At 60.2% G+C, this 13,953-nt stretch carries 9 protein-coding genes; all 9 read left to right on the top strand.

Annotation, left to right across the window (positions count from 1 at the left end; translation table 11 throughout):
• The first annotated feature begins 65 nt into the window (after positions 1 to 65).
• The gene (gene glcD, locus HCU66_RS07185; protein ID WP_205887820.1) at positions 66 to 1,565 is read left to right on the top strand and encodes a glycolate oxidase subunit GlcD; all 1,500 of its coding nucleotides are present in this window, start codon (positions 66 to 68) and stop codon (positions 1,563 to 1,565) included.
• Complete coding sequence (gene glcE / locus HCU66_RS07180; RefSeq protein ID WP_205887819.1) at positions 1,565 to 2,614, top strand: glycolate oxidase subunit GlcE; 1,050 nt, start codon at positions 1,565 to 1,567, stop codon at positions 2,612 to 2,614. The genes glcD and glcE overlap by 1 nt, the downstream gene beginning before the upstream one ends.
• A 1-nt stretch (position 2,615) precedes the next feature.
• On the top strand, positions 2,616 to 3,833 hold the full coding sequence (glcF, locus tag HCU66_RS07175; RefSeq protein ID WP_205887818.1) for a glycolate oxidase subunit GlcF: 1,218 nt from the start codon (positions 2,616 to 2,618) through the stop codon (positions 3,831 to 3,833).
• Positions 3,834 to 3,961: 128 nt separating this feature from the next.
• Positions 3,962 to 5,353 (top strand): 2-oxoadipate dioxygenase/decarboxylase HglS, encoded by a 1,392-nt coding sequence (gene hglS / locus HCU66_RS07170; RefSeq protein WP_205887817.1) that lies wholly within the window; start codon positions 3,962 to 3,964, stop codon positions 5,351 to 5,353.
• 307 nt (positions 5,354 to 5,660) lie between these two features.
• Entirely contained in the window at positions 5,661 to 6,176 is a 516-nt protein-coding gene (locus HCU66_RS07165) for an Hcp family type VI secretion system effector (protein WP_007900657.1), read from the top strand.
• Between the two features lie 131 nt (positions 6,177 to 6,307).
• Positions 6,308 to 8,218 (top strand): type VI secretion system Vgr family protein, encoded by a 1,911-nt coding sequence (locus HCU66_RS07160; RefSeq protein ID WP_205887816.1) that lies wholly within the window; start codon positions 6,308 to 6,310, stop codon positions 8,216 to 8,218.
• Positions 8,219 to 8,222: 4 nt separating this feature from the next.
• Positions 8,223 to 8,945: a DUF4123 domain-containing protein gene (locus HCU66_RS07155; RefSeq protein WP_241015390.1), complete on the top strand. Its 723-nt coding sequence runs from the start codon at positions 8,223 to 8,225 to the stop codon at positions 8,943 to 8,945.
• Complete coding sequence (locus HCU66_RS07150; protein WP_205887814.1) at positions 8,945 to 13,615, top strand: RHS repeat-associated core domain-containing protein; 4,671 nt, start codon at positions 8,945 to 8,947, stop codon at positions 13,613 to 13,615. The genes HCU66_RS07155 and HCU66_RS07150 overlap by 1 nt, the downstream gene beginning before the upstream one ends.
• An 11-nt stretch (positions 13,616 to 13,626) precedes the next feature.
• Positions 13,627 to 13,914, top strand: coding sequence for a barstar family protein (locus HCU66_RS07145; protein WP_205887813.1), 288 nt, complete (start codon positions 13,627 to 13,629; stop codon positions 13,912 to 13,914).
• The last annotated feature ends 39 nt before the right edge of the window (positions 13,915 to 13,953 follow it).

Raw genomic sequence — 13,953 nt, 5'->3', positions numbered from 1 at the left:
TCGGCAGCTGCTACGGGTTGGCGATAACTCGGGGGATGCTCGGCGATTCATACGAGGCGCGATGGATGAACATTCTTTACGACGAACGCATCGACGGCGCCCTGCCCAATGTCGACAAGGCGGTGCTGCTCAAGGCCTTGCAACAGCAGGTGCCGGACCTGGACATCCTCTGGCGCGAGGAAGAACTCAAGCCCTACGAATGCGACGGTCTCTCGGCCTATCGCACCACGCCGATGCTGGTGGCCCTGCCCCGGCATCTTGAACAGGTGCAGGCACTGCTCAAGCTCTGCCATGCCCGGAACGTGCCGGTGGTGGCGCGCGGGGCCGGCACCGGGTTGTCCGGCGGTGCGCTGCCGCTGGACAAAGGCGTGTTGCTGGTGATGGTGCGGTTCAACAACATCTTGCACATCGACCCCGCCGCCCGCACCGCACGGGTCCAGCCGGGGGTACGCAACCTGGCGATATCCCAGGCAGCAGCGCCCTTCGGTTTGTATTACGCGCCGGACCCGTCCTCGCAAATCGCCTGTTCCATCGGCGGCAATGTCGCGGAAAACGCAGGTGGCGTGCATTGCCTCAAGTACGGCCTGACCGTGCACAACCTGCTGAAACTCGAAGTGCTGACCCTTGAAGGCGAACACCTGACCCTTGGCGCCGACTCGCTGGACGCGCCGGGCTTCGACCTGCTGGCGCTGTTCACCGGTTCCGAAGGTTTGCTGGGGATCATCACCGAGGTCACGGTCAAACTGCTGCCCAAGCCCCAGGTCGCCAAAGTCCTGCTGGCCAGTTTCGATTCCGTGGAAAAGGCCGGCCGCGCGGTGGCCGAAATCATCGCCGCCGGAATCATCCCCGGCGGCCTGGAAATGATGGACAACCTGGCGATCCGCGCTGCCGAAGATTTCATCCACGCTGGTTACCCGGTGGACGCCGAAGCGATCCTGCTCTGCGAACTGGACGGTGTCGAAGCCGATGTCCACGACGACTGCGAGCGGGTCCGCGAGGTGCTGCAACAGGCCGGCGCCAGCGAGGTCCGCCAGGCCCGGGACGAGGCCGAGCGCGTGCGGTTCTGGGCCGGGCGCAAAAACGCCTTCCCGGCCATCGGCCGCCTCTCGCCGGATTACTACTGCATGGATGGCACCATCCCCCGCCGCGAACTGCCCGGCGTGCTCCAGGGCATCGCCAACCTTGCGCAAGAATACGGCTTGCGCGTGGCCAACGTGTTCCACGCCGGCGACGGCAACATGCACCCGCTGATCCTGTTCGACGCCAACCAGCCCGGCGAACTGGAGCGGGCCGAAGCCCTCGGTGGCAAAATCCTCGAACTCTGTGTGAAAGTCGGCGGCAGCATCACCGGCGAGCACGGCGTGGGCCGGGAGAAAATCAATCAGATGTGCGCGCAGTTCAACAGTGACGAGTTGACCCTGTTTCATGCCGTGAAAGCCGCGTTCGATCCGCAGGGGCTGCTCAACCCCGGCAAGAACATCCCGACCCTGCACCGCTGCGCGGAGTTCGGCGCAATGCACATCCACGCCGGGCAGCTGCCGTTCCCTGAGCTGGAGCGTTTCTGATGGCGGATTTCGATGCCAGTGACGCCCTGCTCGAGCAGGTCAGGCAGGCGCGGGAAAACGCCACGCCGCTGCGCATTCAGGGGGCAAACACCAAGGCCTTTCTCGGCCGTGAAGTGGCTGGAGAAATACTTGATACCCGCGCCCATCGCGGCATCGTCAGCTACGACCCGACGGAACTGGTGATCAGCGTTCGCGCCGGCACGCCGTTGAGCGAACTGTTTGCCGCCCTGGATGCGGCGGGACAAATGCTGCCTTGCGAGCCGCCGTCGTTCGGCGAAGGCGCCACTGTTGGCGGGATGATCGCGGCGGGGCTGTCCGGGCCGCGACGCCCGTGGTCCGGCTCGGTGCGGGATTTTGTCCTTGGCACGCGGGTGATCAGCGGCCTCGGTACCCACCTGCGCTTTGGCGGCGAAGTAATGAAAAACGTCGCCGGCTACGACCTGTCGCGCCTGATGGTCGGTAGTTATGGCTGCCTCGGCGTGCTGACCGAAGTCTCGCTCAAAGTACTGCCCAAACCCCGGCAATGCCTGAGCATCAGCCTGGACCTGGACTGCGCCCGCGCCTTGGCCAATCTGGCGCAATGGGGCCAACAACCGCTGCCCATCAGCGCCGCCAGCCACGATGGCCAGCGTTTGTACCTGCGCCTGGAAGGCGGTGAAGGCTCGGTCACGGCGGCCCATCAACGGCTCGGCGGCGAACCGTTGGATTCTGGTTATTGGTCCGACCTGAACGAACAACGACTAGACTTTTTTAATGAGGGTCTGCCGCTGTGGCGCTTGTCACTGCCCAACAACCTCGGGCCGCTGGACTTGCCCGGCGAGCAGATGATCGATTGGGGTGGCGCGCAACGCTGGCTGAAATCCGCGGCCGATGACATTCAGTCGCGAGCCCTTGAATTCGGTGGCCACGCCACCTGCTTCAGCCATGGCGTCACAGAAACGCCTTTCCAGCCCCTGGCCCCGGCGCTGCTGCGCTATCACCGGCAACTCAAGGCGCAACTCGACCCGCAAGGGTTGTTCAACCCCGGCCAGATGTACGCGGAGCTGTAAGATGCAAACCAATCTCAGCGAAGAGGCCCGACAACTGCCCCGCGCCGAAGAAGCGGACAAGATCCTGCGCACCTGCGTGCACTGCGGTTTTTGCAACGCCACCTGCCCGACCTATCAACTGCTGGGCGACGAACTGGACGGGCCGCGCGGGCGCATCTACCTGATCAAGCAAGTGCTCGAAGGCGCCCCGGCCACGGCCCAAGCCCAATTGCACCTGGATCGCTGCCTGACGTGCCGCAACTGCGAAACCACTTGCCCGTCCGGGGTGGACTATCACAACCTGCTGGACATTGGCCGCGCCGTGATCGATCAAGCGGTGCCGCGCCCGGCCGGTCAGCGCCTGTTGCGTCAGGGGCTGCGGGCACTGGCGCCGAACCCGAACCTGTTCAAGAGCCTGTTGCAGATCGGCGCCACCTTCCGGCCGTTGCTGCCACGGGGCATTGAGGCGAAGTTGCCCCACGACCTCCCCGCCCCGGGCGAGCGCCCTGCCCCTCGGCATGCTCGCCGGGTGTTGATGCTCGAAGGCTGCGTGCAGCCCGGTCTGTCGCCGAACACCAATGCCGCGACGGCGCGGGTGCTGGATCGGCTGGGGATCAGCGTGATACCGGCGCCCGAGGCCGGCTGTTGCGGGGCGCTGGACTACCACCTCGACGCCCAAGCCATGGGCCTGGACCGCGCCCGACGCAATATCGACGCCTGGTGGCCACACCTGGAAAACGGCGCCGAAGCCATCGTGCAAACCGCCAGCGGCTGCGGCGCGTTCATCAAGGATTACGGGCATCTGCTGGAGCGCGACCCGGTCTATGCGGCCAAGGCCCGGCGGGTCAGCGAACTGGCCCTGGACCTGGTGCAAGTGCTGGCCGATGAACCGTTGGAACGGGTCTGCGCCGCCACCGACCGGCGGATCGCCTTCCACTGCCCCTGCACCTTGCAGCACGCGCAAAAACTCGGCGGCGCGGTCGAGGCCGTGCTGACGCGGTTGGGCTTCAATCTCACGGCAGTGCCTGACAGTCATTTGTGTTGCGGCTCGGCGGGCACGTATTCGATCACCCAACCGGAACTGGCCCGGCAACTGCGCGACAACAAACTCAACGCCCTGGAAAGCGGCCACCCCGAAGTCATCGCCACCGCCAACATCGGTTGCCAGAGCCACCTCAACAGCGCCGGGCGAACACCGGTCAGGCACTGGATCGAACTGGTGGACCAAGTGCTGCGTTAACCGAACCACCTGAGTGGCAAGAACAGTCCTTGGCAGAATGAAGTTCGTCAGAAACTTCGTTTGTCGGCGCCGCCGAAGGCTGCGATCTTTTCCCGCATCCGTTACGTCACTGCGCCAGGAATTTTTTCATGAGCCACCCGAACTTCGTCAGCCCTGACCTGATCCGCCAACGCTTCTCCAAAGCGATGTCCGACATGTACCGCGAAGAAGTGCCGCTATACGGCGCGCTGATGGAACTGGTGGAGCAGACCAACCGCCACGTGCTGGACAGCGACCCGCAAATCTCCCGACAGCTGCACAGCACCGGTGAAATCCAGCGCCTGGACCTGGAGCGCCACGGTGCGATCCGCGTCGGCACCGCCGCTGAACTGGCGACCCTCGCCCGCCTGTTCGCCGTGATGGGCATGCAGCCGGTGGGCTATTACGACCTGACCCCGGCCGGCGTGCCGGTGCATTCCACCGCGTTTCGCGCCGTGCATGAGGCCGCGTTGCAGGTCAGCCCGTTCCGGGTATTCACCTCGCTGCTGCGCCTGGAACTGATCGAAGACACTGAACTGCGGGCCTTTGCCCAGTCGGTGCTGGACCAGCGTTCGATCTTCACCCCGACCGCGCTGACCCTCATCGAACGCGCCGAAACCCAGGGCGGCCTGACCGAAGACGAGGCGCAGGACTTCGTCACCCAAGCCCTGGAAACCTTCCGCTGGCACCACAGCGCCACCGTCACCGCCGCGCAATACCAGCAGCTCAGCGCCCAGCATCGACTGATCGCCGACGTGGTGGCGTTCAAAGGCCCGCACATCAACCACCTGACGCCACGCACCCTGGACATCGACATCGTCCAGGCACAAATGCCCGCCCATGGCATTACTCCCAAAGCGGTGATCGAAGGCCCACCCCGCCGCCAATGCCCGATCCTGCTGCGCCAGACCAGCTTCAAGGCGCTGGACGAGCCGATTACTTTTACTGATCAAACCGAAACCCGTGGCAGCCACAGCGCCCGTTTCGGTGAAATCGAGCAGCGCGGCGCAGCGCTCACCCCCAAGGGCCGGGCGCTTTACGATCGCTTGCTCAATGCCGCCCGGGATGAGCTCAAGGAGTTCCCCAACGAAGCCAATGCGTCGCGCTACAACGCACTTATGGCGCAGCACTTTGGCGAATTTCCTGACACCGTCGAGGCCATGCGCCAACAGGAACTGGCGTACTTTCGCTACTTCGTGACAGAAAAAGGCCCAGCCGCGGATGAGCTGAAAGGCGCGTCGCTGGAGGATTTGCTCCGCAACGGGTATGTGCGGGTTGAACCGCTGGTGTACGAAGATTTCCTGCCGGTGAGTGCGGCGGGGATTTTTCAGTCGAACCTGGGGGACGCGGCGCAAACTCACTATGGCGTGCATTCGAACCAACAGGCATTCGAAAAGGCATTGGGGCGTTCGACGATTGATGAGTTGGGGCTGTATGCAGAAACGCAGCGGCGATCGATCGAGGAGTGTTTTGCCGCATTGGGATTGAAGGTTTCCGATTAGGCGTTACGGCCACCAGATGCGCAACTTCTTGCGCAGTCGCGCGCTCTAAAAGCCCTCCAGCAAGGCTGGACGCCCGATAGATCAAGCCCTCCAGCCGAGTGCGCAAGAAGTTGCGCACTACTGCGCAAGTTCTTGCGCACTTTTCCGGGTGATCCTTGCCGAAAACCCTTTCGGTGTTGGATAAATACCCTCAACCACCTGATTTATATGGCTTCAATCATTTCTGGCACGCTCCTTGATAACAGTCGGGCACCCACCGGGCGATACCGCCTCCCGGGCACCCTAACTTTTAGCAAGGAGCACATCCATGGCTACACCAGCGTACATGTCGGTTACCGGCGAGAAACAAGGCCTGATCACTGCCGGCGCGTTCACCGCCGATTCCGTTGGCAACACCTACCAGGAAGGCCACGAAGACCAGGTCATGGTTCAGGCTTTCAGCCACGACGTGATCATCCCGCGTGACCCACAGTCCGGCCAACCGACCGGTCAGCGTGTACACAAGCCAGTCGTGATCACCAAGGTCTACGACAAATCTTCGCCACTGCTGCAAGCGGCGCTGACCTCCGGCGAGCGCATGAGCGAAATCGTTATCCAGTGGTACCGCACTTCGGCTCAAGGCACCCAAGAACACTACTACACCACCAAACTGGAAGACGCGATCATCGTCGCCATCAACAACAAAATGCACAACTGCCAGGATCCGTCGAACTCGCACTTCACCCACCTGGAAGAAGTGCAATTCACCTACCGCAAAATCACCTGGACCCACGAAGTCTCCGGTACTTCGGGTTCCGATGACTGGCGTGTTCCAGTCGCTTAATCGCGGCTGACGGTTCCAAACATCGGCCAGCTCTGCTGGTCGATGTCATTTGCGCCTTCCAGGAATTTTCGCGTCCGCAAGCACCCGTTTGGGTGCCGGCGTGCGCCGCAGCACTGCACGAGGAACAAGGGATGTTCGCGCCGGCCAATCAGACTCACTTTGCCCTGACTGTCGAAGGTCTGGAAAACGATCTCCAGGTCCTTGCCCTGCAAGGTCGGGAAGCCATCAGCCAGCCTTTTGTGTTTGAGGTGGAGCTGGTCAGTGAACAGCCGTCCCTGGACCTCGAAACGCTATTGCACAAACCGGCCTTCTTGCAGCTCTCGCCTGATGGCAGCGGCATTCATGGCCAGATCTACCGCGCCGCCCAGGGCGATTCCGGCAAACGCCTGCCCCGCTACGCCGTGCCCCTGCGCCCGCAGCTGTCCTACCTGGCGCACCGCATCAACCAACGCATCTTCCAAAACCTCACCGTGCCGAAAATCATCGGCATGGTCCTCGAAGAACATGGCATCCAGAGCAATGCCTACGAAGTCAAAGTCGGGGCGATTTATCCCGAGCGCATTTACTGCGTTCAATACGATGAATCGGACCTGCAGTTCATCCAGCGCCTGTGCGAGGAAGAAGGTATCCACTACCACTTCCAGTACAGCGCCACGGCCCACAAGCTGGTGTTCGGCGATGACCAGACGGTATTCCCGAAACTCGCGCCCGTGGCCTACCAGCAAGACTCCGGCATGGTCGCCAACGACCCGGTGATCAAGCGCTTCGACCTGCGCCTGGAAACCCGCACCAGCCGCACCACCCGCCGTGACTACGACTTCGAAAAGCCGCGCCTGACGCTGGAAAGCGAAAACCGCGGCGACGCCCTGCCCGACCTCGAAGACTACGACTACCCCGGCCGCTTCATCGACCGCGAACGCGGCAAGCACCTGGCCAAACGCGCCCTCGAGCGTCACCGCAGCGACTTCCAGCTCGCCGAAGGCAGAAGCGATCAGCCGTTGCTGGTCAGCGGCCACTTCCTGGCCCTGACCCAACACCCCAAGGCCAAGTGGAACGACCTATGGCTACTGACCGAAATCCTCCACGAAGGCAAACAGCCGCAAGCGCAGGAAGAGTCGGTCACCAGCGGCACCACCCACCTCAAAGACGATTTCCACCAAGGCTACCGCAACCGTTTCCAGGCCCCCCCTTGGGACGTGCCGAACCGTCCGCCGCTGAACCACCCCAAGCCACGGATCCTCGGCAGCCAGAGCGCCGTGGTCACCGGGCCAAAAGGTGAAGAGATCCACTGCGACCAATACGGCCGCGTCAAAGTGCAATTCCACCGGGACCGCGAAGGCCAGGCTGACGACAAGACCAGCGGCTGGCTGCGCGTCTCCTCCGCCGTCAGTTTCCTCGAAGGCGACCCCGACCAACCGCTGATCAGCGGCTGCCTGTACCACAAGGAAAACGTCGTCCCGTACGCCCTGCCGGCGAACAAGACCCGCAGCACCTTCAAAACCCTGAGCTCTCCGGGCGGCGGCGGTTTCAACGAACTGCGCATCGAAGACAAAAAGGGCCAGGAACAGATCTTCCTGCACGCCCTGCGCGACTGGGACGAAAACGTCGAGCACGACCAGAAAATCCGCGTCGGCAACGAACGCCACGACACCGTCGAGCAAAACAGCTACAGCGAATTCAAAGCCGAAGAACACCACACCGTCCACAAAGACCGCAAAGTCGAAACCCGCGCCAACGACCACCTCACCGTGGGCGTCAACCAGCACATCAAAGTCGGCACCGGCCAGTTCATCAAAGCCGGCCAGGAAATCCACCTGAGCAGCGGCATGAAAGTCGTGCTCGAAGCCGGCAGCGAACTCACTCTCAAGGCCGGCGGCAGCTTCATCAAGATCGACGCCAGCGGCGTCACCCTGAGCGGCCCGGCGATCAACATGAACGCCGGCGGCAGCCCGGGCAGCGGGACGGGGGCTGCACCGCTGCAGCGCAATGCGCCGTTCTGTGAAGAGTGCGAGAAGTGCAAGGCAGGTGCTTGTGCGATCTGATCCGATGACTCCACAGGCGTGGCTGGCTGAACGGCCGTTGCAGACGGGTGAGCGGTTGTACTTGATCGTAAGCGCCGCCAGCGATGCGGAAGCGCTCAAGTCGCTTTATCAAAACGAACCAACAACTCAGGCGATCCCGATTTGGGGCGGTACACCCTACGCCGCTTGGCAGCCGGTAATGCCCTACCTCATCGAGCTGAAACCCAACTCAAGCTTCTTGCCATGGATTGCTGAAACTGACGCCCTCGATTGGGGCTGGCTGGCGGTTTCAACCAGCACGCCAGATGTGGTGTTCGAACATCTGCGCAGCCTGACTCAAGTGCGCATGCCGGATGGGACCGAAGTGTTTTTCAGGTTCTGGGATGGGCGGCATATCTACCCGATTCTGGAAGGTCTAGGTGATGCCGCCGGTGAAGTGCTGCCGGTGTTCAATCGGTATTTGATCAATGGGAAAAGTCTGGAAGTGGGGCCGCGCGCGGTGCCACCGGCGAAAGACTGGCCGTGGTGGGAAGTGCCTAAGAAGCTGCTCGACAGCCTGGCGAAACAAAACCCGTCGCCCCTGATCGGCAACCTGATGCAATGGCTGGAAGAGGAACGTCCAGACATCTACGCCGCTTACCCCGAGAGCAATCTGAAGCTGAAAATCGCACGCTTCGTGCGCCGGTCCGACGCTCCGAAAAACCTTAATGAAGCACTGTTAAACCACCTGATTCTGGAGCAAGGCTGATGGATCGCGTTGCCTACGTTGACAACCACCTGAGCACGTTCAAGGACAGCTTGAAACTGTATCAAGAACAGACCAAAACCTGGTACGCGCAAGCCGCCGACAAAGGCAGTCGAGCCGCAGACCTGCCCTCTCTGCTGGGCATGGAGCGCATCATAAAAGTCGGCAATACCAGCAAATCGTTGAGCATGACCGATGGCGACTTCGCCTCGAACGTTGCCCAGTGCCCGCTCAAGGGGCCGCTGCTGATCGAGAGCAAATTCGAATCGGTGTATGACATCCCGCTAGGTGATATCGAAGTTGAAATCGTTGCGGTGGAAGGCGGTGCGGTCAGCAAAGTCAAACTCGACGCCCAGGGCAAAGCCAGCTGGACGGGTGGTGCTCCGGGCAAGTTCTACAAGATCCGTGTTCACCACGAAGTGACGCCGGCTCAGATCGATACCCTGTTCAAATCCTATGAAGGCCTGACGGGTCAACTGGAAGGTTTCCTGCGCAAGGAATGGGCCGGTTTCAAACCGCAATGGTCGAACATATCTGCCTTGGGAACGGCCTCGGCGATTGGCAACGGCATCCTTGAAGGCGGCTGGGAAGCAATCAAAGGGGTTTGGGACGGCATCAGCCTGGTACTCGATATCCTGCAGGATCCGAGCAAATTTGCGAAAGACCTCGGTGCCGGCACCCAAAAACTGATAGCACTGGCAAAAGAAACGCCAGACGTCATGAAAAAGGCCATGCTGCTGGCCAGCGACGAGGCCGCCCTGTTCCTGATGGTACGCAGTGCCGTGATCTGGCTGGCCGGTCTGCCGCCGATGAAGATGGCCGGTGACGCCGCAAAAATGACCACGGCAGCGGTAGTCGGTATCGCGATCGACATCGTGATTTCGATCGTGCTGACCGTTGCGGCCGAGGGGACCGGTGTCATCTACCTCGCCGCGCGATTGAAAAAGTACGGCGACATCGTCATCAAGGCCGTCACCGGTTTTGTGGAGTCGGTGTTCAAGATCATCAAAGGCTTCATGGAATACGTCGCGAAATACACTGCGGTGGCGGCTCGTGGTGTGACGGCTCAGGTGAAGAAAGGGATTGCACAGGTTCGTTTTGACGGGAAGAAAAACGCAAAGCTAGGCAAGGGTAAAACGGCCGACGACGCTTCCAGGCAAGCCAAGACACCTGCCGACCAAAGCGCTGAGCCCGCTGCCAAAACCTGCACCGACAAGTGCCCTGTATCGATGGTCACCGGTGAAGAGTTATTGACGCTCAACGATGGCCAGCTCGATGGCCTGCTGCCGTTTGAGTGGACACGCCTTTATCGAAGCAGCGCAGTGGAAATTGATTGTGGTCTGGGCTACGGCTGGAGCCATGCGCTGGCGCACCGAATCGAAATCAATGGCGACGAAGTCATCTGGACCGACCACGAAAACCGGGCGACGCCATTTCCACTTCCAAGCCAACAGCGTCCGGCAATGACCAACAGCCTGTCACGAGCAGCGATTTTCATCGGTGACGACCCGTCGGAGCTGGTCCTGGCTCAGGCTGGCAGCCGTCCATCCTTCTACCACTTCCGCTACGACAGCAAGGGCGCAACCCTGATCGCCATCAGCGACAGCTATGGCAACCGGCTGAACATCACCCGTGACATCCACGGCAGGATCAAACGCCTGGACAATGGTGCCGGCCGCGCCCTGCTCTTACGGTATGACCGCAAGCACATCATCGCCGTCGACTACCAGCAGTTCACTCCCGCCGACAATCTGGAAGACGCATGGAACACCGTCCAGACGCTGGTCACATACAGCTATGACGCGCAGCATCGCCTGATTGAAGCGAAGAACGCTGCCGGTGAAGCCGAACGCTATCGCTACAACGATCAACACGTGATTCTTGAGCGGCAACTGGCGGGTGGCGCGAGTTTCTTTTGGAAATGGGAGCACGAAGGCAAGTTGTCGCGCTGCGTCCATCACTGGGCGAGCTTCTCGCAGATGGAAGCGCATTACGCCTGGGACGATAAAGGCAGCGTGACCGTAACCAACGCCGATGGCAGCGAAGAGGTTTACACCCACGACGATAAAGCGCGGCTTATCAGCAAGATCGATCCGGATGGCGCTGAACACCTGAAGGCCTACAACGATAAAGGCCAGTTGATTGCAGAAAAAGATCCGCTAGGCGCCGTTACCGAATATCGGTACGACGAAGACGGCCTGATGATCGCCGTCATTCCTCCGGAAGATGAACCCGTTTCGTATGAATACAGCAACGGGTTCGTCAGTGACGTGCACCGCGGCAAAGCCACCTGGAAGTATCAACGAAACAATCAGGGCGACATCACTCAACAGATCGACCCCGACGGTAATGCCACCCTCTACAGCTACGACCGCCAGGGCCGTCTGCTGGAAATCCGTCACCCGGATGGTAGCCGTCATCAACTGGGTTGGAACAACCTCGGCCAGTTGCTGGAAGAGCGCCTGCCCGACGGCGGCCAACGCAAATACCGTTACGACGCACTGGGCCGACAGATCACCCGTCAGGAAGAAACCGGCGCCATCACCCAATATCAATGGGACGCCGCCAACCGCCTCGCACAAATTACCCTGCCCGGTGGTGCAACCCGCGCCTTCACCTACAACGCCTACGGTAAAGTCACCGCTGAACGTGATGAATTGGGTCGCGTCACCCGCTACGAATACGCCGATGACCTGCATCTGGTTAGCCGTCGCCTCAACCCGGACGGCAGTCAGCTTCGCTACCGTTACGACAACTCGCGCTTGCTGCTCACTGAGATCGAAAACGAACGTGGTGAGCACTACCACCTCGATTACTACCCGAACGGCCTGATCCAGCAGGAAACCGGCTTCGACGGTCGCCGGACTGCCTACGAATACGACCTCAACGGCCAATTGCTGAAGAAAACCGAATTCGGTGAAGACGGCAGTGAGCGGATCACCGAGTACCAACGCGACGCCGCTGGTCGCCTGCTGGTGAAAACCCTGGCCGATGGCGAGGAAATTCACTACAGCTACGACGCCCTCGGCCGTCTCGTCAACGTCGACGACGGCCACTGGCCTCTTGCCTACGAATACGACCTGCAAGATCGCCTCATCACCGAACACCAAGGCTGGGGCACCACGCGTTACGAATACGACAGCCTCGGCCAACTGAGCCACTGCCGCCTGCCTGATGGCAGCAAACTCGACTACCGCCACCAACCCGGCGGACGCCTGAGCAGCATCGACCTCAACGGCTCGCGACTGACCACGCACCAGTTCAGCGCCGGCCGCGAACAGCAGCGCCAACAAGGGTTGTTGCTCAGCCAATACCAGTACGACGAACAAGGCCGGTTGCAGGCGCACACCGTCAGCCAGCAAGACCGCAACCTGTTCCGTCGCCGCTACGCCTACGATGCCAACGGCAACCTCGCGGGCATCGACGACAGCCGCAAAGGCAACCGCCGCTATCACTATGATCCGCTCGATCGCCTGATCAACGTCCGTGGCACCACCCCGGAAAGCTTCGCCCACGACCCGGCGGGCAACCTCCTGGGCCAAGGCGACCAACCAAGCGCGAACTTGGCCAATGTCAAAGGCAATCGCCTGCTGATGCAGGGCGACCGCCACTACGACTACGACGCCCACGGCAACCTGATCCGCGAACGTCGCGGTACCGGCCAGAAACTCGTCACCGAGTACCGCTACGACTGCCAACATCGCCTGATCGGCGTCAGCCTCCCCGACGGCAGCATCGCAAGCTACAAGTACGACGCCTTCGGCCGCCGCATCGCCAAAACCGTCGATGGTCAAAGCACCGAATTCTTGTGGCAAGGCGAACGTCTCATCGCCGAAAGCGCCGACAACCGCTATCGCAGTTACATCTACGAACCCGGCAGCTTCCGCCCGTTGGCCATGCTTGATGGCGAAGGCCCGCTGAAAGCCACGCCGTTCTACTACCAACTCGACCACCTCGGCACCCCGCAAGAACTCACCGACTACAGCGGCGAGATCATGTGGTCGGCGAAATACCGCGCCTACGGGAACCTTTCGACGCTAGACGTCAGCGAAATCGATAACCCGTTGCGATTCCAGGGTCAGTACTTCGATGCGGAGACAGGCCTACACTACAACCGCCATCGCTACTACAATCCGGGGACTGGGCGGTATCTAACGCCAGATCCGATCAAGCTGGCGGGTGGGTTGAACAGCTACCAGTACGTGCCTAACCCTACGGGGTGGGTGGATCCGTTGGGGTTAGCTAGTAAAGAATGTGATGGTCCAGAGTCGCCTGACAATGCAGCACATAATGCAGCTAAATATGCTGCACTAAAACGTGACCTTAAAACGACAGAAGCGGCTAACGGAGTGGTTGAAAGTTTAAGAACCACTGGACAACTTCCTAACAACTACGTTACGAAGTCTCAGGCAGCACAAAACGGATGGAAGCCTGGAAAGGCCTTGAATAATAGCGTTCCCGGAGGACAGATGGGAGGAGACATATTCCACAATGACACCAATGTACTACCATCCGCCCCCGGACGCACATGGTACGAGGCTGATGTCGGGATTAACAATACAATGTCTCGCAGCAATCAGCCGGGCACACGATTACTCTACTCAGATGACGGTCTTCTTTACATAACCAGTGACCACTATGACACGGTTAGCTCAATAGGAACATGGAAGTAAAGAGTAAAACTATGATAATCGAACTCGATGGCTCCACTATCAGATCAGAAATTGAATTTCACAAACAACTCGCATCAGCATTAAAAGTTAGTGAATTCTATGGAAATAACCTCAACGCTTTATGGGATTTACTTAGTACAAATATAGAACGCCCTATAGAGCTAATCTGGAAAAACTCTAACAATTCAAAAAATAGCATGGGTGACACTTTCGTAAAGATCGTGAACATCCTTGATCGAGTAAAGGCTCAAGATGAGAGTTTTGGCTGGGATGAAAAGTTTACATACATATTAGAGTAAATTATTCAGCTATCGCATGCGGCAAGGGGGGAAGATTTA

Origin of the sequence: Pseudomonas frederiksbergensis (assembly GCF_017114915.1) — a bacterium.
Classification (GTDB): Bacteria; Pseudomonadota; Gammaproteobacteria; order Pseudomonadales; family Pseudomonadaceae; genus Aquipseudomonas; species Aquipseudomonas frederiksbergensis_I.
Note: the sequence above shows the minus strand (reverse complement) of the source record. Positions and strands in the feature narration are given on the sequence as shown.